Genomic DNA, 25,818 nt, shown 5'->3' with positions numbered 1-25,818 from the left:
CTGACCCGTGACGACATCCAGTGCGCATTTCATGCATCCGCCGGATGGTTCAAGTCGGGCTAAATATAACGCCACACTGACAGTTTGTCAACGACTTACGCAACCCTTTGCTCACTTTTACCAAAAATGTCCGAACACAATTTTAACCTCTGTTATTAATGCACCTGCGAACCAAAATATCCACCGCCCGAATAGACGCATGCGAAGCTAATTCCATGATTTGCAAGGCAGGATTTTCTGCCCACCCCCAGTGACCCACCGGAAAAGAGAGGCCATCCATGCGCCAAAGCGAAGCTCCGCCGGTTTGCAGGACCCTGTGAATACCCTTGACGCTTTACTGGGGAACCCGACTAAACTATGATGAATTATGAAAACATGTGAGCCGTTGACCCCGCAGTCAACGGCTCACGCTCCCTCCAGCCAGTAAACTCTTTCTATTTCATAGTCATACGACCGGGAATCTGACGGACCTGCTCGCACGTGGCCCGAATCGCCTCGGCCAATTCCGCGGCAAACAAGCTCAAATCCAACGGCCGGTCCGAAAGCACCTTCGCGACATATCCGACCGGCTCCCAATCCGGATGACCCGGACCCGGACCCATCGCCTCGGGCAGCCCCGACACAATCACCACCGGAACCGTGCTGCGAAGACGCAACCGGGTAATCATCTCCGAACCGCTCATGCCCGGCATATCCAGGTCGAGCGTAATCAGGTCCGGGCGGAGCTGGTCCGCCAGCCCCAGGCCTTCGGCACCATCGTGGGCCGTGCCCACCACTTCGTACTCGCCTTGTTCCTCGAGAATCAGCGAGATCATTTTGCAAATGAACGGGGAGTCGTCAACGACAAGTACGCGAATCGGCAAGGGTCTGATCGGGTTGATGGTCGGTCCGGGAAATACTGTCGAATCCGTCGTGCGCTCGCCCGCTACTCTGTCGCCATGCGAATGAAGTCCCGTGCGCGCTCGATGTTTTCCTGCAGGTCGGCGGCGAAACCGGAAACGTCGATCGCGATGAGCTCCGGATGCTGTTCCGCAAGAATATTCCAGGCCGGACTGAGCGCGATCCGCTCCGTCAACCGCGCCCGCTGACTCTCACTGCCGAGCATCGCGGTCGTGAACAGGTTCGCCATGTGAACCACCGCCGTCAACGTCCGCGAGTCCGGCGACAGCGTGGGCTGGTGATGATAACGAATACATTCGGTAATCGCCGGCGGAAGCGCCCAGGCCTCCGCAAGCCAGGCTCCGATCTCCGCGTGATCCACCCCCAGCACCCGTCGCTCCGCCTCCGCCGTACTGAGGCCTTCCGCCGAAGCGACCCGCAGCGATTCCATGAACTCCGAGTGAAAATGCTGGTCCAACACGATCTTCCCCACGTCGTGCAACAAACCCGCGGTAAACTCCACCCCGTGCAGGCGCAAGTGCAACCGCGACGCGATGACCCGCGCGATCTCACCGGTCCCCGCCGAATGCTCCCAGAACGCGTTGCGGTCAAAACCGGCTTCACCGCGACCCGGAAAGGCGCGCAACACCGAGATACAGGTCACCAGATTGTTGATCTCGCGCATGCCCAGCACCACCAACGCCATATTCAGGGACTCAATCCGGCGCGGCATGCCATAGAACGCGCTGTTCGCCACGCGCAGAATCTTCGCGGTCAGCGGCGGATCATTCCGAATGATCCGCACAATGTCCGACATCCCCGTCAACGGACTCGTCGCCAGCCGGCTTACCTCAATCGCGATCGTCGGAAGGGTCGGCAGATCGCCCGAGGACAAGATTCGATGCTGAATCTCACTTCGTCGCGCCGGATCGCTGGACGCTAGCAGGTCCACGAGTTCGGGCGCCGCGCTCAAATTGGTAGAATTCGTTGTCACGTAATTCCCATTCTGTACGAGCGATTCCGTCGCTCAGTTCATAGCATCTTGTATCAATCGACTCACGTCCGGAAGCAACAGCGTCCGACCGTGATAACCCGCCGTGGCCTGAATGTACGATCCAATCGGCGCCTTCAAGCTCCCATCCACGCCCGCCAGTGATCGCGGCTCGAGCCGCACGACCTCGGCAACGCGATCGACCGCGATCCCCACCGGACCACCCGGCTGATTGACGGCGACCACCCAGCTCGAGAAATTCGTGGTGGCCGCTTCGGGCAAGTCGGCAAATCGCCGCAAGTTCACCACCGGAATTCGCTGATCGGACACCTGGATCTCGCCGTCGATGTTCACTGAAAGATCAGGCAAGGGGATCAGAGGTAACCCATGATAGATCCCATAGACATCGTCAACGTCCAGTGCGTACTGATGGCCACAAAAGTAAAACGTCACAAGCTGAAGATCACCTCGGCCCGTTCCCACGCCAAATCCCGCTGCCGCAAAAGTTGTGTTCATTGCCGTAAGTCGTTACTGCGTCTTAAGTTTCTTCTCAAGCCCTGCGAGAAGGCGTAACGCGATCCGATTCGGAGTCGATTTGCCGTTCTCCCATCGGTTCACCGTGGAGAACGTTACTCCAATCAGATGGGCAAAATCTTCCTGCGTAAGCTGGAGTCGCTGGCGAAGCGTGCGGATGCGCTCCGCGTCCATTCTCTGTTGTTCCAAGGGGTCATTCTCCCGAAGGTGACTAAGCTAATCGGTTCATCGCCTAATCCTATAGCAAGCTCCGTGCCCTCCCGCAATGGATTCGATTGGGCGTTCCTGCGGAAGCCATCCTCCCACCACATCAAATGCCCGCCGAACCTGCCGACGCGAGCCGCGTTGGCGAGCTCATGCAAGGTAACTCTAACCAAATAACAAGCATAGATGACAGGTCCTGCCGACGATGACTCCATCGTACTGACCAAATGTTCAGCTACTCCCATGGTTCGTCGTTGTGCCTCGAATGTCAATCCTGACCCGGCAGTCCAAAATATCACCATTTTCGTCCCGCGTGCCCTCCAACTGTTGCCTCGGCCTGACTCCCCACTTATATTGTCTCTTATGAATCCGGTGCGGCGAGGACGGCGTCGATTGAGATCTCTAATATCATGACTTTGTTTGATTTACTTCCCGCGGAGGAAAAGTGAAACGCTTTGGAATGAAGGTTTTGGCTCGGTCGGTGATCCTCTTGTCCATGCTAATTGGCTCCGGTGCCTCGGCGATGGACTTCAAAATGACTGTGGACGGTGAAACAAACTACTTTGACCTACGCCTCGACCGAATCGCCGTCGGGTTTGCCAATAACGCCTCTACAAGTGTTCGCGACCAACTGCTCGCGGCGTTGCCGGGAATCGGCTTTCCGGCCGTTGATCGCGTCGAAGAAGTTCAACAAATGACCGTCGTCAGGCTTGCCAGCGGGGCCACGGAGGCCGACGTGCTGGCCCTGCTCGCCGCGGTCGAGGCCATCGATGCCGTGGAGTGGGCCGCGCCCATCCTCATTTACGACGGTCTCGAACACATTCCCGGGCCACGCCTGTTTGTGAAGTTCGGACTGCATGTCAGCGACGATGCGGCGCGCTCGACGCTCGATCGCTTCGGGCTGTCCGTGGTCAAGACCTGCGATGAATGGGCCGACAATGCCTACTATGTTGCGCGGGCTAAAGGTACGGCTTGGACCGCCCTGGACATCTGCGAGCAATTGGCCGCCGAATCCGAAGTCGAGTGGGCCGAGCCGGATTTCATCCGCCAAGCGCGGTTGACGACCAATGACACCTTCTATGCCAATCAGTGGTTCTTGAATCAGGCCAGCGATGCGGACATCGATGCGCCCGAGGCCTGGACGTACACCACGGGAACCACCACCGTATCGGTGAGCATCTGCGACGTCGGCGTGCAGATTGCCCATCCCGATCTGAACGATCACATCTTGCCGGGATATGACTCCGAGACCGGCGACAGCGATCCCAGCCCCACCGGCAGCGACGGCCACGGGACCTGTTGTGCCGGTCTGGCTTCCGCCGAAACCAATAACAGCCTCGGCGTGGCCGGTGTCGGCTACAACTGCAAGATTCGCGGCGCGAAGATGGGCCACATTTCGGGCGGCTTCATCATCACCACCGACGCACAGATCGTCAATTGCATTAACTTCTCGCGCGACTCGTCCAAGGTCATGTCCAATTCATGGGGCGGTGGTTCGTCCTCCAGCGCGATCAATACCGCGCTCGCGAACGCGCAGACCGCCGGACTCGTCATTCTCGTGTCGTCGGGAAACAGCAACGGCGTGGTCCAGTATCCCGCGACGCAATCGACGGTGATTGCCGTCGGGGCTACGAACGTGATCGATGACCGCTGCACGCCGACAGACTGGGGCTTTGGCCAGGGTTCCTGCTTCGGCGCACAGCTGGACGTAGTCGCGCCGGGAAATGATCAGTACACGACCGATATGACCGGCGCAAACGGCTATGCTTCCGGAGACTACTACAGCGCGTTCGGTGGCACGTCCGGCGCTTGCCCCGTGGCGGCGGGTGTTTGCGCATTAATCCGTTCCGTCGATCCCTCCCTGACTTCCGCGCAGGTTCAGACCATTCTGCAGACTACGGCCGATGACCTCGTCGGCGCGGCAGGCGAAGACGTGGCCGGGTGGGACCAGTACATGGGCTGGGGCCGTGTCAATGCCAATGATGCGGTTCGTTACGTCTATCAGGCACCCCTGAATCTGGCCGCTACCACCGGACAACCGACGGTGCCGCTCACGTGGAATGCGCCGTGGCGCGCCGTGATTCGTTACAACGTTTATCGCTCAGCGACCGGACAGTTCGGCGCCTACGATTCGATCGGCAATGCGGTCGTGACCAACTACAACGATGCCGCGGTCGTCAGCGGCACGCCGTACTGGTACAAACTGAAAGCCGTGTACACGAACGGACAAAGTGATTACTCCAACGCGGTGACCGCGACTCCGCTGATCACGTACAATCCGCCGCAGAACCTGCTCGCGGAGGGTGGATTCGACGCGCAGGTTCCGGTAAGCTGGCAAACACCGGTCAGCGGATCTCCGATCCGCTACGACATCTACCGTTCCACCACCGGTCAGGCCGGAGCTTATTCGCTGCAGGCCGGAGTCACGGCGCCGGCGCTGAATTGGGTGGATCCCGCGGTCACTAACGGCAGCATCTACTGGTATAAGGCCAAGGCCGTTTACACCGGCAACTTTGAAAGCGTCTATTCGAACGCGGACTCGGCCATGCCCGTGGCGCCGCCGAATACGCCGCCCGCGCTCTGGCACCATGCGCTCGATGATTTCGCGCCGGGTTCCGGCACGGTCACCGCGCTCGCCAGCGACGACGGCAGCGTGGCGTCGGTCAAAATGTTCTATCGCGCGGCAGGCGCCGGTCTGTTTGATTCGCTGGCCCTGATCGCGACCGGCAACCCGCAAGAATACTCCGCGAGTCTCGCCGCGTTCGGATTCGGACCTTATGAGTATTACGTGCGCGCCCTCGACAACCTCGGTCTCGGCTCGACGGTCCCGTCTGCCGCCCCGGCCGAGTGGTACACGTTTGACGTGTACGATCTGTGTCCGGCGGAACTTGGTTACGACGACGGATCACCGGAGGTGTACAATTACGCTCCCAGCCCCGGCACCGGCATGCTCTGGGCGGTGAAATTCGGACCGGTCGCTCCGCCCTACGTACTCTGCGGAGCGCGCTTCGCCGCGGCCAAGACCAAGCCCGATACCGCGCACACGCCGGTCTATTTCGCGGTCTATCTCGCTGACGGCGTGGGCGGACTGCCCGGAACGCTCGTGCAGGACGGAATCACCGGCTCCATCGGCAATGACGTCGGCGGCTTCGGCGCCGGAATCCAATGGGCGCAAATCGTGATTCGCGATGACCTGTTCAGTCCCGTGCAGATTAACGCCAGCGAATTCTATGTCGCGGTCGGGAATACCGCGGCGAACAAATTCGAATCTTTCGCGCACGACCAGTCGGTGCCGAACAACCATCGCAGCTTCTTCTATTCCAACTGCGACACGGCCTGGTACAGCGAGGACGAGATCAATGACAATGCGCGTCCCGGAAATCGGCTGATCCGCGCGCAGGGTTTCAGTCTGATCGCGCCAAACGTCGTGATCTCGCGCAGCGGAAACGACATTCGCCTCGATTGGAGCAATGTCGGCGCCGATAGCTACAATATCTACAGCGCAACCACCGAGAACGGCGCCTTCACGACGTTCGAAGGTTCGAGCGCGACGACAACGTTCCTCGACCTCAACGCCGTCAGCAGCGGGACCATGCTGTTCTATCAGGTACGAGCGGTCGCCAACTGATCACCCCGATTTCGCGCAAAAACGAAGCGGCACCCATGCGGGCGCCGCTTCTGTTTTCAGACTATTGGCGAGCCTGGCTATCCGGCCAGCAGCCCGAGCCGTTGCAGACCGAGGATCGCGACCCCCGATAAGCTCTCGCCCGCAATGAAGCCCGATGCGATGGCGATCGTGAAGCGCTCATGCCACTCCGGGGTCGCCTTCTCCAAAACCCACGCGATCAACGCCCCGAGAAACATCGAAAAGCTCGTGTAGGCCGGAATCGTCATCGCGATGCCCAAGGCCGACGGACTCGGAGTGTAGGGCTTGATCTTCGGAAACAACTTCTCCGCCACGACGATCACGATGCCCGCCGTCAGCGCCACGAAGATCGCGATGATCGCGCTGCGCGGCAACGTACTCAGACCCTGCGCAAGCACCCGCGCCACACCGGCCCAGATGAGCGCCGCCGGAGCCGGGAACTGCGCGTCGCCCAGTTTCGTCGCGTCCGGAACCATCAGGTAATAGGCCGGCACCGAGAACGCCGCACCGGCAAACACGCCGAATAGCTGCGCGATAAACTGCTTGCGCGGATTCGCCCCGACCATGTGACCCACTTTGAGACTGCCGATCGTGTCCGCACAACTGGCCGCCGCGCCCGCCGTGATATTGGCCGTCATCAGGTTCGTCGTCATGTTCCCCGGCGACAACACCCCATAGAGCAGCTGGGTGACCTTGCCCATCGCGCCGATCGGATTGATCGAGGTCTCCGCCGCCGCGCGCGCCGCGACCGCCGCCAGGAAGAACGTCAACACCACCGCGATAATGGCCATGTACCAGTGGATCGAGAACAGCGCCATCTGCATGATCACGCAAAAGGTCCCCGTTACCAGGAACCCCGGCAGAAACCACGTCATCGGCAGTTCAAGATGATCCATCGGTCCGGCTTTGTGATGGCCGTCCTTTTTCCGCAACGCCGCGCCCAGGCCGGCGAAGGTACGCGCCATCGTGCGCCATTGAAACGCCAGCGCCAACAAGCCGCCCACCACGAGAATCGTCGCGCCCGGCCAAAGCGTCCAGGCCACGATATTGCGGAAACTGCCGACATTTTGCGTCCGCGACTGCCCGGGCGCGAACCCCAGCGCTTTCACGGTCGTGCTGTCCTGATGCTCCGCCAGCGCCAGCCGCGATTCCCACGTCCGCGCCTTCGACGCTTCGAGGAACAACACCTGCTTGCCGAGATTCTTGTTGATCGTGTCCCGCGCACTGATTACCCCGTGAAATGGATTGGGACTGCCGTCAACCAACTTCGGCGAATTCAGATCGCTCTCCAGCTCCGATAATTTGCTGTAGGCAACGTTCGCCGGCCAGACGTAACGCAGGGTGTCCAGCTTGCTCCCGTACTTCAACTCGGGAGCGACATTCGCCTCTTCCACCACCACCGTTAGCGACTGTCCCGCGACAGCGATGTAAGGAAACTCCATCGCCTGCGCCGCTTGCACGGCCGGCGGCGCGTGGAGAATGATCTTGTCATTGATCAGCGTCGGTCCCAGCACGGCGTAGTTCAGCAGCAGCCCCCCCAACATGCTGAGCCCGACTTTCATCCCGAAGATCGCGCCAATCCCCAGAAAGATCAAGCTCGGCTCAAAGCTCAAGGTCAGCTTGCTCAAACTCACGCGCGCTACCGAGACCGGCAGATTCAGCAGCCCCGGAATCACGCCGAAGCCGTCGCGCATGAAGGCCAGCACGATGCCCGTGCCGCCCGCCAAACCCAGCGCCTTCGCCTTCTTCACCGCTTCGTCCCCCGTCGAGTACATCGCTTTGATCGTCTCGCCCGTCGGGATATTGCCGGGGAACTTCAACTTCTCTTCCTGAATATACTGCCGCTTGAACGGGATCGCCATGAACAAGCCCAACAGCAACATCGACAGCAACCAGAGCGAGAGCTGCCAGGCGATGAAGGTCTTGCCTGTCGTGATCGTGAGCGCGGGAACCGCGTTCACCAATCCCGCGGACGAGATCCAGCTCGCCGCCACCGCCACCGTCATCATCTGCGTACTTTCCATCATCCCAAACGGTCGCTTAACGGCCTTCATCAGCTCCAGCGACTTGAACAACGCAAAAATGATGATGATCGCCGCGATGTCAACGCCCAGTCCCCAACCGGACTTCAACCCGACATACACATTCGAGACGGACATGACCCCGCCCAGCAGCATGCCGGAGATCACCGCGCGAACCGTATTCTGCGGTTCCTTGTCGCCGCGATAGACCTGTTCGACCCATTCGCGATCTTCTTGTTCGGCTGTCTTGGGGGTATCCAGATTTTTGGACTCTGTCATACGCAGAACTCCGGAAGGATGAAAGGAGGGAGGATGTGAGCGGAGAGATTACGCAACGGGGCCGACACTGAACCCCGGGCCGGGAGAGGGTCAGCCCTAACGATCGGAATAGGCGAAGGGCGCGCTGACATTCGCGCGCAGCGGAAACAACCAGGCGTCGCTCAGTTTCACGGGCAGCACGGTTTCGACCGGCCACGGATTCTGATAGCGCGGCAGGCCATCCAGCGAATCCGCGATCAGCGAATACGAGTGCACCAGCTGCGTTGACAGCGTTTCCAACCGCGGCACCAGAGGTTCCCGCTCAAAATGCAGCACGACGTCGCACGGCGACCCCAGCTTCGCCGCCAGTGCGCGCACGAGCACCGCGGCTTCCAGGGCGTTGCCGTAGCCCGTCTCAATCACCCGCGACGGACGCCGTAACGTCAGATTGAAATCCCGGTGCCCGGTGTACACCACCGGCCGCACATGATGCGAGACCCAGCCCCGCACAAGGTCAACCATCCCGACCCCGGCACGGGCCGCGCGCTTGTCGCGGATCAAACTCGGCGGAAGCTCCAGTGAATCGGCGCTGACCGCGTCGATCCACGAAATCAGCGTGTCACGCAAAATTGTCCAATCGTCCAGCGAACTCCACTCCATCCGCGGTGTCCGGTGCGGGAAGCGGGTCAAACTGTCCACGGGAATCGGCGGCATCTCGCCCACGATCCACGTCGCATAGTTCGTGTCGATCCGCGGCTCGGAAGCGTCACTCAATAACACATAGTTCGTCGTGTCTCCGATCGGAACTTTCGCGAGATACGAGCGCAAGATTACCGGCTCCGTCCCGCGCAATACGAGTTCGCCGGACTCCCACGGGATCAAGGGCTCCTTCGTGATGATGCGATAGCCCAGCTCCACGATCGATCCCGGTCTGAGTTCCGGCAACTGCACGCGCAACTCGCGAAACTCCGCGAAATCCGGGGCATCCTGGAGCGCGTCAACGGGAAGATCCCGAATTCCCTCAAACACGTCCGCATCGTCCGTCTCACCTGTCGGTCGGAAGACCGTCGCGGTACGAAACTCGAGGGAGTCCCGGCCCGCCACATAGGGCACGCGAAACGTCGCATATTTGCGGGCCACGCTGCTGTCGGCGATGTAACGCAATTGGTAGAACTGCTCCGCCTGAATGCCCGTCGAGCCCATCCAATGTCGCTGGTCTTCGTAAAGCAGCACCGACGAGGACTGTGGATACGCCGAAACACGGGTCAGCGGAGTCTTGGCGGCTTCCGGCAAATTCGAATAGTCAGCCCAAACCGCGGCGACCAATACCAGAACAAAAAAAGCCAGGCTGCTGGACAGCCGAATCTTACTGAACATACGTTCGGAGCGCGCACGGCGCGAGGGTCGTTGCATCGGGGCTAAGGTAATGATCTTTTTCGATGAAGGCAAGGTTTACGCGTGGTCGAGTTCAACCAGGTTCCGCTCATTTCGACCGAACCGATCTCGCAACCGGCACGCTCGGCACGGCGATCACCCGTCAAGCGGCTGACTCGCGTCCGGTCTCCTTCTTGCAAAGATAGTGTCAAGATGTTGACGGAACTGTTGACCGCCGACCGCGACCCAATCGGAGGAAGTTGAGATGGACAACCGCGTCTGGGTATTGCTCGCCCTCGCGACGCTGATGATGATGGGCCTCTGGGCGTCGAGCGGCCTGCAGGATCGTGCTCACGAAAGCCAACTGCGAGTGCTGCACAACGTCATGGATGAAATGGATCGCGATATGGGGACCTACGATTCGGCGGCGGCGCGAAACACACCTGTCTTCGAGCGCATGCGGCAAAACATCGACCTCGCTAACCGTCACGCCCTGCGGAATCGTCAGCTGCTCGACAGCCTGAGTCGCGAATGTAAACGCGAGTTCGGAATGCCGGAAGATATGAACGTGGACGCGCCGCCGATCACGATGGCGGAACGGTAAGCTCCGCGATGACCCGCGGGTCGGTTTCAGTCGCCCGCAACCGGCTCAGCAACCTCGACGATCCGCTCGTGTTGACCCGGCCCGCCGCCCACACGGCAGGTGCGCGCACCAACCCGTCCGGATGGTGCAGCAGTGGTTCCAACGCCTCCAACGCGGATTCCGTACGCCAGTTTCCCAGTGCGATCGCGACATTCCGCAACAGCATCCGGTGCGATGCACGGAGCACGGCCGTGTGCTGAAATCGCTCCAAATAATCCGCTTCGCCAAGCCCCGCCAAGTCAGACAGCTGCGGGGCTTTTCGCTCCAACCCGGAGTAGTACGCCGGCTCCGATGTGAACTGCGAGAACCGCTCGTTCCACGGACAGCAGTCCTGACAATCATCACAACCAAACACGTGATTGCCCATCAGCGAACGCAGCTCGCGCGGGATTACACCGCGATACTCAATGGTCAAGTACGATATGCAGAGCCGCGAATCCAGTACGTACTCCGCCGGAAAAGCGTGCGTCGGACAGGTTTCGATACAGCGCGTGCAGCTCCCGCAGCCCGGCATGCGGTTGGCGGAGGCCGCAGGAAGCTCGAGCGTCGTCAGAATCTCGCCGATGAATCCCAGCGAGCCGGCCCGCGGCGAAATCAGCATGGTGTTCTTCCCGACAAAGCCGAATCCCGCGCGTTCGGCGTGATCGCGCTCCGCCAGCGGTCCGCGATCCACGTAGCTCAGACAACGCGCCCCGTCCATGCGGTCTTCGATCCAGCCGGCCAGCGATCGCACCTTTTGCCAGAAGACCTCGTGATAGTCGGCGCCCCAGGCGTAAGCGGCAATCAGCCCGCGCGACGGATCGTTCCGGATTTCCGCCGGCAGACGGCCCGTGTAGTAGCTCTCACCGAGGCTGATGATCGTCCGCGCACCCGGCAGAAGGCGCCGCGGGTCGCTCCGCCGCCGTTCCTGCCGATTCAAGTAGGTCATCGTGCCTGCCATGCCCGCGGCCAGCCAGCGACGGAACTGCTCGTGCCGGGACGGCGGAGCGGCAGGCGCAAACCCCACCCGGCCGATCCCGAGCCGGGTCGCCTCCTCGACAATCCGGGCTTTCGCTTCAGGCGCGGGAATCATCGGCATAGTTGTAAATGTCCGAAATTTGTACTATCATTGCCGCACTGCACTTCTCGACCGTCCCGGAACGGCGCGGTGCTATCTCTGCCAGCCACGCTGTATCATTTAACCCCACGAAATGTCACCGCTTCCACCCTATCACATTCCATCACAAGTTCCGCAAGGACTCCGGTACTACGATATCGTCGCCGGACTGTTCGTCGCCGTCCTCCTTGTTTCCAATATCTCCGCCACCAAACTCGTCGAACTGTGGGGGTTTCCGTTCGATGCCGGCACCATTCTGTTCCCGCTCAGCTACATCTTCGGCGACATCCTGACCGAAGTTTACGGCTATGGCCGCGCCCGCCGCGTGATCTGGCTGGGATTCCTCGCCAATGCGCTCGCCGCGATCACGTTCGGGATCGTGGCCAAGCTCCCGCCGGCGGGAATCTGGGACGGCCAAGCCGCGTTCGAAGCGATCCTGGGCGTCGTGCCGCGCATCGTCGCCGCAAGTTTCATCGCCTACCTCTGTGGCGAGTTCATCAATTCGTACGTCCTGGCGCGGCTTAAGATCGCCACCCGCGGACGATGGCTCTGGACGCGGACGATCTCTTCGACCCTCGCGGGTGAAGCCGTCGATACGCTGCTGTTCGTCGTGATCGCCTTCGGTGGCACCATTCCCGCCGCCGACCTCTGGCTGATGATCGCTTTCAACTACATGTTCAAGTGCGGAACCGAAATCCTGTTCACGCCGGTGACCTATGTGGTCGTCGGATTCCTCAAGCGATACGAACGGGTGGACGTCTTTGACATCGGCACCTCCTTCAATCCCTTCCTGTTCTTCCGCGCCGCGCCACGTACCGCCTGATCACAATATATCCTTCCGCGCGCGATTTTACAAGTACCTGCCGTGGCCACTGAACGTGTCATGTCGTTCTGGGATCATCTCGATGAGCTGCGGCGGCGCCTCTTACGCTCGTTCGGGATCGTACTGCTCGGCGCCGTCGCCGGATTCTACCTCGCGCCGCGCGCCACGGATTTCCTGATCGCACCGTTTCGGGATCAGGTCAGAGGCTCGCTGGCCCTGCTCGCGCCGTCCGACGGTTTCGTCATTCAGGTCAAAGTCGCGATCCTGCTCGGAGTGCTGCTCGCCATGCCGCTCGTGGCCTGGCAGCTGTACGGCTTCATCGGTCCGGCCCTACGCAAACGCGAGAAGCTGTGGCTGTTCCCCGTCGTGTTGATCGCTACGATCCTCTTCAGCGGCGGCATCATCTTCGCCTGGGCGATTCTGCCGACCGCCCTCGAGTTCCTCGGCTCGTTCGCCGAAATGGGCGGTGTGCAAAACATCTGGTCGCTGAAGAGCTACATCAGCCTCGTCCTATTCCTCCTGCTCGCCTTCGGCGTCATCTTCCAACTCCCGCTCGTGATCGGCATCCTGATCGCCACCGGACTTGTGCCGTCCGGCGTATTCAGGAAGTACCGCCGCTACGCGATTGTCGGAATCTTCATCATCAGCGCGTTCGCCACGCCAACAACGGACTGGCTCACCATGACGCTGATGGCCGCCCCCTTGATTGTCCTCTACGAAGTCTCGATCTGGGTCGGCGTCGCTATCGAACATCGCCGCGCACGGCAAAAAGCCCTCGCCGCCCGCCCCGCGTAGCCCGCGCGAATCCGCTCCGCAAAATCCGAAATGCAAAGCCGCGACCGATCAAGTCGCGGCTTTGCCGTAAAGGTGGTGCGCCGCGAGGGCATACGGCGCACCTGGGCAAGAGACCGCCCCGGGCGAGGGCGGCTCCTCTCTGCTACTTGATCAAATGAATCTTCCGCGCCTCCACGAACTCCTCCGTACTCATGCGCACGAAGTAAATGCCCGATGACAGACCCGACGCGTCCCATGTCACGCGCCGCGAGCCCGCCTCTTCCGTGCCCTCCACCAGCCGCTGCACTTCCCGACCCAACATGTCATAGACCACGATGCTTACTTCCGCCGCCCGCGGCAAGTCATAACGCAGCGTCGTCTGAAGATTGAACGGATTCGGATAAGCCGCGTGCAGCGCGTAAGCCTGCGGCACCGCTACTCCGCCCGATCCCGCCGCGAGGGCGAGGATCGTAAAGTCCGCGTCGCTCGTGTCATGCAGGGCAAGATCGCTCGCGGCCAGCACTACCAGCCGGCAGCCGGTGGCCGCCGGACCGGAGACGGTCCAGATCTCGCTGGAATCATTCTCCGTATCCAGAAACAGCGTGTCCAGCCTGAAGACCGGATCGCCGCGCCACAATGCGATCGCAACTCCGCCGCCGAAGCCCTCGCCGATCCAGCGCAATCGAATCTCCTGATTCTGATCGAGCGGCTCGCCGCCATTCGGTGCCACCACGAGCACACGCGGCTCGCGAATCTGAATCGGCACATCCGTCGTATCTTCGAGACTCGGGAATTCCGGATCGCGAAGTCGTAGTGCCGCCAACTCCGATGCCGGTCCCGTGACGGTCCAGAGGAACGAATCCACATCAAGCGTCGCCAATTCCAGCCACGGCTCCGCGCGGTCCACCCGCGAAAGCTCCAGCGTCAGCGGACCTGCATAGTCAGAACGCGTCCAGCGAATCCAGTGCTGCTCACCGACATACCACGGCGATCCGCTTTCCACCAGCAGGTCAACCTCCGGAACCACAACCCAGCGCGCAATGCTGACGACGCTGACCGCCGGATCGTCAACAGCCGTCAGGCGGAAACGCACAGAGTCCGCCGCGGAAGCCGAAACGTCCCAAGTCCACGCCGAATCAGAAATGGAGTCCGCCAGCGTCGTCCATTCCGCTGCGCCTGACTGCCGCTCGATTCGCAGGGCACTGGCTCCATTCGTCCAGCTCCAAGTAAGCGTTCGCTGGGTTCCCACCGTGTCCACCCCGAATTCCACAGGCCACGTGAAACTCACGATCGGACGCGGCGGCAGAATCGTGAAGCCGCGAGTGGTATCCGCCAGGGACGGCTCGTCCGTCGCCACGGCCAGGAAGCGCGCGGCCGGAGCAGCCGGACCGGTGACAATCCAGCGATACACACCACCGGCGACTCCACTCAGCACGCCTTCCCACGGGCCGTCAGGCTCGCGTTGCAGGGAAATATCGGCCAGGTGTTCTTCACCGCTGAACGCCAGTACCAGATCAAGTGTGTCCCCGACCCGAACGCTATCGCCGGTCAGTTCCAGTTCCAGCGACACCGACGGTCGATAGAACTCAAGCTCCTGCTCCAGTGTGTCCGCAACTTCGCGCTGATCAAAGGCCGTGACGCGCAAGCGCGCATGCTGAACGGGCTCGCCGTTGACAGTCCAATGATATTCCGAACCCGGACCACTATACAGCGATTCCCAAGTCCCGTCCGGATAGTCACGATTGAGTTCGAGGTTCACGGGAACGATGAGGTCTGTGGACTGCCAAGCCAACAGAACCTCACTTCCGAGCCGCAGGTGCGTTGACGCCAACGGCAGTAGTTCCAGCGTCGGCGAGACCACGTTGATAGTGACTTCGTCCGTGACCAACGGCCGGCTGGTAAGCGTGACGCGAATCCGACTCAATCCCCATGCGCCCGGCGTGACCACGATTGAATCCGCCGCCGTCGTCGCCAGCGTTTCCCATTCACCGCTTGGCCAGTTGCGCTGAAGCTGAACCGACATGTCGCCGTCGGCATGGTACCGGTTCCAGCGCACGACCTGATCGACGTCGCTCACCCAGCGCGCGCCAGCCATGGGTTGCGTGATCTCGCAAGCCGGAACGTAGGGCCCGAACAACGCCACGCTGTCCGACAGGATCGTCCCTGATTCCGTCCGGATGACCAGATAGCAACTCGCGTGCTCCACGTCCGGCACGATCGCGTTCAGTTGGGATTCGGTAACGTGCTCGCCGAGCGTGTCCGCACCGCCCTCCGCATAGCGCAACCATACCCTCACGGGCGCCGGCGTTCCCGCGCGGCTCCACGCGACGGACAGCGGATCGCCCGCAATCAGGTCTGTTCCGCTGACCGGATTTGTAATCTGCAGCGACGGCTGGACAATCGTGAAGTTCGCATCCGATACATCCGTCCACGTCGAACTGACCGCCGACGTCACGCGAATCCGCGCCGTCGTCGATGCCGCGCCGGAAATCGTCCACAACAGCGAATCAACGGTCAGGTCCTCCGCCAGCGTTTCCCAACCGCCACCCGGATAATTGCGATTGAGCTGCACGTCCACCGCCGCCAGGTGATCGCTCTCGTTGAATCGTATCCAAATACTGCTTCCCAGCGCAAGTTCTTCGCCGCCATTCGGCGATAACACGGAGAGGGTCGGAGTCGCGGTGACAAACGGCGGCGAGTTGCCACTGATCGCCGGGTTTGCCGAGCTGACCACGCGCAGCAGGCAATTCGGCGATGCCGGCTCCGTCGGTGTCCAGTCATAACTGTCGCCGCTCACGTTCGTCGCCAGCAGCTCGAAACTGTCGCCGCCATTTCGTGACAGGTAAAGGAATACCGGATCGCTCACCGCGGTGCGCGTCCAGTGCACCGTGCGCGCGAAGCCAACCGGGACTCGTTCGCCCGCCTCCGGCTCACTGATCGTCAACGACTGCACCGCCAGCGTAATCGCATCGCCCGTCGTATCGCCAAGCACCGGGTCCACCGTGGAAACGACGCGGAAGCGCGCGTGCTCGGTATGCGGCCCTTGCACGTTCCACGTGAAGAGCGTATCCGTCTCGCCGTCGGACAACGTGACCCACTCGCCGAGCGGATAATCACGATTCAACTCCACGCGCACCGGATCATCCTGATATTCGCGGTTCCAGCAGACGTTCATCGGCTGGCCCGCGATGTAGGTCTCGCCGCCAATCGGTGTCACGAAGCTAAGCTCCGCCTCGCCGATATCGAATCCACCCTCCGAGATCTCCGAGACCGAAACGCCGGAACTCGTCGAAAGCATGAAAGATGCATATCTCGTCAGCGGTCCGGTCACCGTCCAGTGAATCGAGTCGCCCGCGACGTTCTCGCGCAACACTTCCACCGTCGCGCCCGCATCGCCGCGGTTAATCATCACATCGACCGGCTCGTCAACGTAGTGCCGTGTCCAGGCGATGACCACCGGCCGGCCAATCGCCAGCCGTTGCCACGGATTCGGCAGCGTCAGAACGAGCGACGGCTCAACGATGGTCAGACTGAACGGCGTCATCGCCGATACCCACGTCATGTCGTCACGCGTCAAGCGGAACCGCGTGATGTTCGACGTCGGTCCTGCCACCGGCCACGCCAGTTGATTGCCCGACGTGACGCCCAGATCTTCCCACGGCCCGCCGGTGCCGTTTCGTGAGATCGCCACTCGCACATTCCCGCGCGCAAAGCGCCGTTCCCAGCGAATCGTCAGCGTATCACCTTGTCGCAGTGTGTCCGCCGCGACCGGCTCCACAAACACAAATTGCTGCGCGCCAATTCTCACCGCGCCGTCCGTCGTGTCGCTGATCGTTGAATTCGTCGCCAGCGCGATGCGGAACCGCGCGTTCTCCGCCGCCGTTCCCGCCGCCACCCATGACCAACTGTCCGGCGAGATATTCGTCCCAATCGTTTCCCACGACCCCGACGGCCAGTTGCGTTTCACCGAGACATTGATGTTCGCCGCGACTCCGATTCGCTGCCACGCGAAGCGCAAGGTGTCGCCCAATCCGATAGAGTCGCCGGCCAGCGGCGCCTGCAAGGTCACGCGCGGCTGAAGAATCGAGAAGTTCTCGTCGCTTTCGTCTTGTACCGATGGATCAAAGACCAGCGAGACTCTGAACCGTGCTGCGCTCGACACGGGCGTATTCACCGTCCAGGCCAGTGAATCGGCGGACGTCGGCGAACCAATCTGCTCCCACGCTCCCGCCGGATGATTCCGGTTCAACTCCAACCGCGCGGTGCCCGGCGCGTTGGTTCGACCCCAGTGAATCACACGCGAGGTCCCGGTAATGAGTGAATCTCCGCCGTTCGGCCAAATCAAATAGAGCGACGGTAGTTGCGTGCCGAAATCTGCATTGGAGATATCATAGACTTCCGGACGCGACACGAGCGAAACGCGAATGCGTCCGTGCGAAAAGTCCGCGTTCGGAACCTGCCACGACCAGTTGTTGCCGCTCAGTCCGGTCGCGAGCGTTTCCCAGCCTCCGGCCGGATAATTCGTATTCAATTCGAGCATCGCGGCGCCGGTCGTCGCCGTGCGCGACCAATTGATCTGCACGATGTCGTCCGGATCGTAGAGTTCGCCACCGTTCGGGTTGAGCAACGTAAGCTGTGGCGTGACGATCGCAAAGTCGGCGCTGCTCTCGTCCAGGACTTCCGTTCCCGTCAGCTCAATCCGAATTCGTGCAGTGCTCGTCAAGCTGTCGGGGACTGTCCAATCAACACTAGATCCGCCTTGCCCGCTCGCAATCACAGTCCAGGCGCCAAGCGGGTAGTGATAGTTGACGTGAATGTCCACGGGGCCGCTCGCGTCCGAGCGCGTCCAACTGATCACCTCGATGTTTCCGGCGCCCACCGTTCCACCGTTCAGGCTGTTCAACGCCAATTCCGGTTCCAGGATCACGAACGCGGTGGATGTGTCGCCGATGGCCGCGGATTGCGTCGAGAGTACGCGAACGCTGGCCGCGGTGGCTCGCGGGCCGGTCGCCGTCCAGGTGTATTGATCGGCGCTCACGTTCGACGCCAACAACTCCCAGCTACTCGCCGGATTCTGTCGGCTCAAGTAAACGTTTGCACCCGGCCCGAGATTGCTCCGCGACCAATGAATAGCTAACGGTTCGCCCACGGCCACGTCCACGGAACCCACCGGCTCGGTGATGTTCAGAGTCCGCGTGAGAATCGCGATGTTCGCGTTGATCGTGTCGCCCACCCAGCTCATCGTCTGCGAGACCACGCGGATTCGCGCGTTTCCGGTCGTCGGTCCGGTGCCCGTCCAGTAGATCTCGTCACCGGAACTGACGCCAAGCTGCGTCCACGACGCGGATGGGTAGGTCCGGTTGAGATCGACGCGCACGTCGCCGCTCACTGCGCTGCGCGTCCAGGCAATCAAATTCGCCACGCCGATGGCGAGCGTATCCCCCACCGACGGCTCGATCAGCGAGATCTGCGGATCAATGATCGAGAATGCACTCGCGGACTGATCGCTGACATTGTGATCCGTCGTCGCCCACACCTTCACACGCGCGTTGCCTGTCCCCGGACCCGTCACCGTCCACAGTAGCGAGTCGGAATTGCTGTTATTCAGCAGCGTTTCCCAAGTGCCGCCCGGATAATTGCGATTCAGTAATACGTCCACATTGCCCACGCCGACGCGCACCCAGCGCAGCCACGACGGATTGCCCACGGACAGCACCTCGCCGCCATCCGGTGAAAGTAGCGTCACGCCCGGCGCCAGAATCCGGAAATTCGCGTCGCTCGTATCGCCGACGAGCGGACTCGTATAGACTTCACTCATCACCCGCACGCGCGCGGCCAGCGTAGCCGGTCCCGTGGCCGGCCAGATCAGAGTATTTGCGGTCACTCCCGTAGCAATCGTCTCCCACGCCGCCGACGGATACTGGCGATTCAACTGGACGGTTACCCCGCCGGGATGATCGTTCCGGCTCAGCGTCACGCTGTAACTCGTGCCGATATTGTACTGTTCGTTCCCGTTCGGCGCGGTTACGGTTAACGACGGCGCGACGATCGAGAAGTTCGACGCCGACGTGTCGGCAAAGGCCGTGTTGGCCTCGAATACCACCCGCACGCGGGCCGTTGCCGTCGCATTCTGTGTAAGGGTCCACGCGTAGCTGTCGCCGCTCTGACCTGAGGCCAGCGTCGTCCAGAATCCCGCCGGATAGCTGGCGTTGAAATCAACCCGCACACCGCCCGACAAGCCGCTGCGTGTCCAGGTGATGTTGTGTACGCTGTTACGCAGCCAGGACTCGCCGCCATTCGGCGACGTCAGTGCCAATACCGGTTGGAACAGCGTGAAGTTCGTCGCGCTCGTGTCCCCGATGCTCGCGTTGGAGACCAGATAGACCCGCACGCGCGCTGCCGAACTGGCGCCGCCCGTCGGCGTCCACAATAGCGTGTCAGCCGTCGAAGTGGCAAGATCCTCCCAGCTTCCCGACGGATAGTTGCGCTTCAACTGAACCTGTACCGTTCCCGCCGCGTAGCTTCGCGTCCAGCGAATCGTGGTGGCGAAACCGAGATTCAGCGACTCGCCGCCGTTCGGAGCGCTTAACGTGAGCTGCGGCGTCACGATCTGGAAGTTGGCATTCGAGGAGTCGCGCAACGAAGAGTTGTTCACCGCCACGACCCGCACCCGCGCCGTGCTCGATATAGGCGCCGTCGCCGTCCACGGGAACGTAGTTCCCGCCACGGACGAGGCCAGCGTCTCCCACGCTCCGCCCGGATAGCTGCGATTCAACTCGACCCGCGCGTTGTCGGTAAAGCCGTTGGTCTGCCAGGTGATACTGTACGATGTTCCGGTCTGCCAGATCTCGCCACCGTTGGGCGCCGTCACGATCAGACCCGGGCTGCTGATCGAAAGATTGCTGTTGATCGTATCACCGACGTACGTCTCCGCCGCAAGATAGATGCGGATCCGCGCGCTCGCGCTGGCTGCTCCCGCGACCGTCCAAGTGGCGCTGTTGCCCGCCACGTTTGTCGCCAGTGTCTCCCAACTCGCCCCCGGGTACGCGCGATTCAACTGCACCGTCACGTTGCCCGTGGCGTTCGTGCGCGTGAAACTGATCGTCTGTAAACTCCCGACGTACCAGTTCTCGCCGCCCACCGGACTGTTAATCACGAGCGACCGCTGCACGAGCGAGAAGTTCCCCGCGGACATGTCCGAGATCGTGCTATCCGCGGTCAGTCGCACCCGGACCCGGCACAGCGCGGAGGCGGCACCGCTTGATGTCCAGACCAAACTGTCCGCACTCACGGTTGTGCTCAGCGTTTCCCACGAGCCGGCCGGATAGTTGCGGTTCAACTGCACCGTGCAGTTTCCCGTGGCGCCCACCCGTGTCCAGCGCACGGTCACCGGTCCGCCGAGCGTGTAACTCTCGCCGCCGTCAGGTGCCGCCAGGGCCAACGAGCCCGCGACGATGTGGAAATCTGCATTTGACTCGTCACTCACGGATGGCAAGCTGTTCCAACTCACGCGCAGTCGGGCCTGGTCGGTTACCGGACCCGTCACGGTCCAGGACATGCTGCTGCCGGATTGCGTGGTCGAGAGCGTCTCCCAACTGCCGCCCGGATAGCTTCGATTGAGCGCCACGGTCACCGCGCCGGTGACGTTCGCGCGCGTCCAGGACAGCGTGGCGACGGCGCCGATGCGCAACGTGTCGCCGCCGTTCGGTGAACTGACCGTCAGCGCCGGCGTCACCAGCGAAAAGTTCGCGTTGCTCGAATCCCGCACGGAGGGATCGGAATTCAGGGACACCCGCATGCGAGCCGTGGTCGAGGCGGCACCGCTCGCGGTCCAACTCAAACTGCTCCCGGTGTACGCGTTGTCAATCATTTCCCACGCGCCCGCCGGATAGTTGCGATTCAATTCCACGGTCGCCGCGCCGGTGGCGTTCGTGCGCGTGAAGGCGATGCTGTACGGCAAGCCCAGCACCCAGGATTCCCCGCCGTTCGGTGCGGTCACGGCAATACTCGAACTCCCGATCGTAAAGTTCGCCGCACTCGTGTCCGCGGCAGCGGTATTGGAATTGAGATAGATGCGAATCCGCGCCGTGGTGGACGTCGGACTCGTCACGGTCCAGGCAAACGTATCCGCCGTCGCCGTCGACGTGAGCGTCGTCCAACTGCCGCCCGGGTAGGTCCGATTCAAACGGACCGTCACGGCGCCGGCGGCCTGCGAACGCGTCCAGCGTACCACTTGCATCGAGCCGACGTTCCAGTTCTCGCCGCCGTTCGGCGTGGTCAGCGTCAACGTCGGTGACGTGATGGACAGATCACTGTTGCAGGTGTCGCCGATGCTGGAATTGGAGGTCAGAAATACCCGAATCCGCGTCGTGCTCGAGGTCGGAGAACTCACCGTCCACGCATAGGAGTTTCCCGCCGCGGTCGTGGTCAGATTCGTCCAGCTCGCGCTCGGATAGCTCCGGTTAATCTGCACCGTGGCGTTTCCCGCAGCGTTGGTACGCGTCCACAGAATCGTCTGCGAACCGCCGACCAGCCAGTTCTCGCCGCCCACCGGATAATCGAGCGCGATGCCCGTCGCGTTGATCGCGAAATTCGCGCTGGACGTGTCGCCGATCGCGCTGTTCGCCGTGAGATAGACGCGCACCCGGGCCGTCGTCGATGGCGGTCCGGTAACCGTCCAGGCATAACTGCTGCCCGCCGCGGTTGTCGTTAATGACTCCCAACCGCCGCCCGGGTAACTGCGGTTCACTTCAACCGTGACATTGCCCGCTGCGTTGTAGCGATTCCAACTGATGGCGTAAGACGTTCCCGCATTCCAAGCCTCGCCGCCCAGCGGTGCGGTCAACTCGAGTTCGGTGCCGATGACAAAGTTCGCGTTGGAGTCATCATTGTAACCGGGAATATTCACCGGCTGAACCCGCATCCGCGCACTATTTGAGTAGGGCGCATTCACCGCCCACACCACCGTATCCGCCGTGAGGTTGATGGCCAACGGCTCCCACGAGCCCGCCGGATAGTTCCGGTTCACCTGAATGTTCACCGGACCCGAAACGTTCGCCTTGCTCCAGCGAATTGTGTGATTCGTTCCCACGTCCCAGACCTCGCCGCCATTCGGTGAGATCATGCTCAGAGTCGGCGTCAAAATCGTGAAATTGGCCGCGGACGTGTCCGCCACGGCGCTGCTGCCCGTCGTAACCACGCGCACGCGGGCCGTCGTCGTGCCCTGTTGATCCACGATCCACACCAAACTGTCCGCAGTTGTCGAGGCGGCCAGAACGGACCATGAACCCGCCGGATAACTGCGATTCAACTCCACACGAACGGGGCTGGTCAGGTAGGCCGCACTCCAACGCATCACCACCGTCTCACCCGGCGTCCACGTCTCTCCGCCGTTCGGATAGGCGAGCGTGATGGTCGGCTGCACAATCTGGAAATTCGCGTTGCTGGTGTCGGCCACCGACGGATTGCTCTGCAGCGATACCCGAATCCGCGCCCACGGAGTCAGCGCGCCGGAGACCGTCCACGCATAGCTGCTCCCCGAAGCGACGATCGTGAGACCTTCCCAACTGCCGAACGGATACGTGCGATTGATCTCCAGCACGTACGGACCCGTCGCCCCGACCGCGGACCAACTGACCGTGTTCACTGTACCTAATAGCCACACTTCGCCGCCATTCGGAGCCACCAGCGTAATCGAGGGCTGGGTGATCGAAAAATTCGCGTTCGATACATCGCTGACCGCCGGCTGCTCGATCGACGTAATACGCACCCGCGCCGTGGACGAAGTCGCCCCGGCGACGGTCCATGAGTAGGAGCCATCGTTCGCCGTCGTTGCGGCGATCGTCTCCCAACTTCCGCCCGGATAGCTGCGATTCAGTTCGATCAGTACATTGCCGCCGAGGCCGCCGGTTCCCCACGTAATCGTTTGAGCACCGCCGACCGGCCAATTCTCCGCGCCGTTCGGCGTCAACACCGTCACCGTCGGCGCACTGGTCGGCGTCTCCCACATCCCCCGACCGTGCGTCGATGCGCGCAGGATGCCGCTCGTCGGATGCAACGCGATATCGTCCACCACCACGTTCGGCAGCCCCGTCGAGTAGGCGCTCCAGGAAGCGCCGCTGTTCGTGCTGACATACACTCCGAGGTCCGTCGCGACGTACATCGTCGCCGGATTGTTCAAGTCAAACACCACGTCGTTGCACGGAATGTCCGGGAGTCCCGTGGACATATTCACCCAGCCGCCGCCGCCCGTCGTCGATTTCCACACGTGCCCGGTCCCATAGCCGGACACCGTCACCCAGACATTCGTGTGGTCGCTCGGATGAACCTTCACCCGCGTCACGTAACGATTGGGCAGCCCGCTCGATACATTCGTCCAGCTGCCGCCATTGTTAGCGGTGCGCCAGACCTGACCGTTGTACTCGTACGAGTAGTAAATGTAGTTCGGATTGGAGGGCGCGATGGCAATGCTCGAGATATACTGCGACGAGGTGTCCGGCGAGAAAATCGCCCACGAGCCCCCCGCGTTCGCCGTCCGCCAGAGCCGCGTGGTCGCCGTCAACAGCACACTCGAATTCGTCGGGTCCATCTCCACCGGAGTCACCCACGCTCCCGCGCCGCTGATCGTACTGCCGATATACGAATACGATGAACCGCCGTTGGTGGACTTGTAATGCGACCCGCGTTGTGTTTCGGCATAAACGATATTCGAGTTCGTAAAGTCCACATTGCAGTAGCCGCCGTCGCCGCCCAACACCGCCGTCCATGTGCTGGAGTTATTGTACTTGTTCGTACCGTTATCCTGCGTGCCGCCGAACGCCACGTTCGGCTGCAACGCGTCGTTGTCCATCGCATAGAACTGATACGTCGCCAGTCCGTTGTTCAGACCCGTCCAGGTATCCCCGCTATTCGTGGATTTGTAGAGCCCGCCGTCGGTCGCCACGATGATCGTAGTCGGATTGCCGGGCATGAACGCGAGGTCGTGATGATCCGCGTGCGCGTACTGCGTGTGCCCCGGCGAGTACGACCAGACCGACTTGCGCGTCCAGCTGACGCCGCTGTCCGAGGATCGGTAGCAGTCCAGTCCCGAGGAATACAGAATCGCGGCGTTCGTCGGGTTCACCGCGCAGACGTTGTTATACCAACCCTGATTGTTGTACATGTTGGGGGTCGTCGCCTGCAGCGTCCAGCTCGCACCCGCGTTCGACGTCTTGTAAATCCCCAGCAGCTGAGAGTTTGCGGAAATCGTGGTCGAGATGCCCGCGTAGATCGTCTGCGGGCTGGTCGGAGAGATCGAGAGCTGCAAGCGACCCGTGGACGACGCCGACGGCAGGCCGCTCGAGAGCCGCGTCCAGGTGACGCCGCTGTCCACCGAACGGAAGATCCCGTTCTCACTGTGCCCCCACGGATAGCCGACCGCGCAGTACAACACATTCGAAGAGTCCGGGTGAATCACTACGTCTTTCACATCGCCCGCATGATAGCGCGTCCACGAGGTTCCGCCATTGACCGTGCGATAGACACCGCCGCCGCTGACCATGCGGCTCGACGCCGCCCACAGATTCTGCGGATTGTCCGGATCAATCACCAGCTTGTTGATCGCGCCACCCTGAGAAACCGACCAGGAGAGTCCCGTCACACTCCAGCTCGCTCCCGCGTCGGTGGACTTGAAGACGCCCGCGCCGAGCACGGCGTCGATGTTCCACGAGCCTTCACCTGTCCCGATGTAAATGATATTCGGATTCGTCGGATCCAGCACGACTGACGACACCGCCAGCGACGGCAGCCCGTCCGTCAGCGGCGTCCAATTGGCCCCACCGTCCGTGGTCTTCCAGACCCCGCCCGAGGCCGAGCCCACGTAGATAATGTTCGTATTCGTCGGGTGCCACGCAATTGAAAGGCAGCGACCTGCCAGATTCGTCGGTCCGATTTGAACCCAGTTCTCGTCCAAGTTCTGGTGCCGTTCCCGGCTGATCTTCTCTTCCCACGCCATGTACCGGGCGCCCGCCGGGATCTCGCCGAAGGGGTAGGCACGCTGACCATAGAAATTCGAAAACCGGTTGAAGGGCTTCCAACCGGTTCCTTTACCGGGACTCACCACAGGGTCATAGTGGGTCCGGTATAGTGAGTCTATCTGGGCGACCGTGGTCGGGTACCACTGGTCGATGTCCGCGGCAAGCAACGGATTGCGGAGTGAGAACAACGTGATTGCGAGCACGCACAGCGACGTGTACCTGTCGATTCGTCGGTTAAGTCGATATGCGCGCGGACGATTGCGGATGATTGTCATGCTTGTTCGGTTCCTTGTTCCTTCTCGACAACAAGGATATTGGCAAGCTACAGGCCACCTACAGGGTCCGCACTATTGTCCGCCGACAAATGCTAAACTTATCTATCGATTGTCATAGCACTCTCCCCGTCTGCTTAACCCACACGGCACTTTTGCTCCGGCAATCCCAGTGACTCCCGGCAATTCCCGGCTTCAAACTCAGTCCGCGCGACGACCGAGGCAAGGCCCCTGACGATGCGCAATCGTATCGCGATCTGTTATGGCGACTTGCGATTCACCTCTCACT

At 61.5% G+C, this 25,818-nt stretch carries 12 protein-coding genes; 4 read left to right on the top strand and 8 right to left on the bottom strand.

Translation table 11 applies throughout. The annotated features are described in order from the left end of the window. Positions 1-434: 434 nt before the first annotated feature. From HZB60_03100 to HZB60_03085, 4 genes are all read right to left on the bottom strand, one after another. Positions 435-863: a response regulator gene (locus HZB60_03100; protein ID MBI5058754.1), complete on the bottom strand. Its 429-nt coding sequence runs from the start codon at positions 861-863 to the stop codon at positions 435-437. A gap of 62 nt (positions 864-925) precedes the next feature. Beyond that, positions 926-1,873 (bottom strand): HDOD domain-containing protein, encoded by a 948-nt coding sequence (locus HZB60_03095; protein MBI5058753.1) that lies wholly within the window; start codon positions 1,871-1,873, stop codon positions 926-928. Positions 1,874-1,906: 33 nt separating this feature from the next. After that, positions 1,907-2,386 carry a chemotaxis protein CheW gene (locus HZB60_03090; GenBank protein MBI5058752.1) on the bottom strand — a complete coding sequence of 160 codons (480 nt, stop codon included), beginning with the start codon at positions 2,384-2,386 and terminating at the stop codon, positions 1,907-1,909. A 12-nt stretch (positions 2,387-2,398) separates the two neighbouring features. Then, positions 2,399-2,578, bottom strand: a complete 180-nt coding sequence (locus HZB60_03085; protein MBI5058751.1) for a helix-turn-helix domain-containing protein — start codon at positions 2,576-2,578, stop codon at positions 2,399-2,401. 475 nt (positions 2,579-3,053) lie between these two features. Between HZB60_03085 and HZB60_03080 the strand changes: the two genes are divergently transcribed. Beyond that, a complete protein-coding gene (locus HZB60_03080) occupies positions 3,054-6,236 on the top strand; it encodes a S8 family serine peptidase (protein MBI5058750.1) in 3,183 nt (1,060 codons plus the stop codon). Positions 6,237-6,313: 77 nt separating this feature from the next. On the opposite strand, the gene HZB60_03075 is transcribed toward HZB60_03080, so the two are convergent. Together HZB60_03075 and HZB60_03070 are read right to left on the bottom strand one after the other, a co-directional pair. Next, a complete protein-coding gene (locus tag HZB60_03075) occupies positions 6,314-8,554 on the bottom strand; it encodes an OPT/YSL family transporter (GenBank protein ID MBI5058749.1) in 2,241 nt (746 codons plus the stop codon). Positions 8,555-8,650: 96 nt separating this feature from the next. Then, the gene (locus HZB60_03070; GenBank protein MBI5058748.1) at positions 8,651-9,910 is read right to left on the bottom strand and encodes a DUF3857 domain-containing protein; all 1,260 of its coding nucleotides are present in this window, start codon (positions 9,908-9,910) and stop codon (positions 8,651-8,653) included. A gap of 262 nt (positions 9,911-10,172) precedes the next feature. Between HZB60_03070 and HZB60_03065 the strand changes: the two genes are divergently transcribed. Further along, the gene (locus HZB60_03065) at positions 10,173-10,511 is read left to right on the top strand and encodes a hypothetical protein (protein MBI5058747.1); all 339 of its coding nucleotides are present in this window, start codon (positions 10,173-10,175) and stop codon (positions 10,509-10,511) included. Here HZB60_03065 and queG read toward each other — a convergent pair. Next, a complete protein-coding gene (gene queG, locus HZB60_03060) occupies positions 10,492-11,622 on the bottom strand; it encodes a tRNA epoxyqueuosine(34) reductase QueG (protein ID MBI5058746.1) in 1,131 nt (376 codons plus the stop codon). The two genes, HZB60_03065 and queG, sit on opposite strands and share 20 nt — an antisense overlap. Before the next feature lie 118 nt (positions 11,623-11,740). Here queG and HZB60_03055 point away from each other — a divergent pair, with 118 nt between their 5' ends. Further along, positions 11,741-12,469, top strand: a complete 729-nt coding sequence (locus HZB60_03055) for a queuosine precursor transporter (protein ID MBI5058745.1) — start codon at positions 11,741-11,743, stop codon at positions 12,467-12,469. Positions 12,470-12,511: 42 nt separating this feature from the next. Beyond that, a complete protein-coding gene (tatC, locus tag HZB60_03050) occupies positions 12,512-13,264 on the top strand; it encodes a twin-arginine translocase subunit TatC (protein MBI5058744.1) in 753 nt (250 codons plus the stop codon). 142 nt (positions 13,265-13,406) lie between these two features. Here the strand turns inward: tatC and HZB60_03045 are convergent, their stop codons facing one another. Next, positions 13,407-25,532 carry a T9SS type A sorting domain-containing protein gene (locus HZB60_03045; GenBank protein ID MBI5058743.1) on the bottom strand — a complete coding sequence of 4,042 codons (12,126 nt, stop codon included), beginning with the start codon at positions 25,530-25,532 and terminating at the stop codon, positions 13,407-13,409. Positions 25,533-25,818 lie beyond the last annotated feature (286 nt).

Source organism: candidate division KSB1 bacterium (genome assembly GCA_016214895.1).
In the GTDB taxonomy this organism is placed as follows: domain Bacteria; phylum Electryoneota; class RPQS01; order RPQS01; family RPQS01; genus JACRMR01.
Note: the sequence above shows the minus strand (reverse complement) of the source record. Positions and strands in the feature narration are given on the sequence as shown.

Coding starts and splice junctions, on each gene's coding strand:
- HZB60_03045 (MBI5058743.1), bottom strand. CDS start 25,532: ATGACAATCATCCGCAATCGTCCGCGCGCATATCGACTTAACCGACGA.
- HZB60_03070 (MBI5058748.1), bottom strand. CDS start 9,910: ATGTTCAGTAAGATTCGGCTGTCCAGCAGCCTGGCTTTTTTTGTTCTG.
- HZB60_03065 (MBI5058747.1), top strand. CDS start 10,173: ATGGACAACCGCGTCTGGGTATTGCTCGCCCTCGCGACGCTGATGATG.
- HZB60_03085 (MBI5058751.1), bottom strand. CDS start 2,578: ATGGACGCGGAGCGCATCCGCACGCTTCGCCAGCGACTCCAGCTTACG.
- queG (MBI5058746.1), bottom strand. CDS start 11,622: ATGATTCCCGCGCCTGAAGCGAAAGCCCGGATTGTCGAGGAGGCGACC.
- HZB60_03075 (MBI5058749.1), bottom strand. CDS start 8,554: ATGACAGAGTCCAAAAATCTGGATACCCCCAAGACAGCCGAACAAGAA.
- HZB60_03090 (MBI5058752.1), bottom strand. CDS start 2,386: ATGAACACAACTTTTGCGGCAGCGGGATTTGGCGTGGGAACGGGCCGA.
- HZB60_03055 (MBI5058745.1), top strand. CDS start 11,741: ATGTCACCGCTTCCACCCTATCACATTCCATCACAAGTTCCGCAAGGA.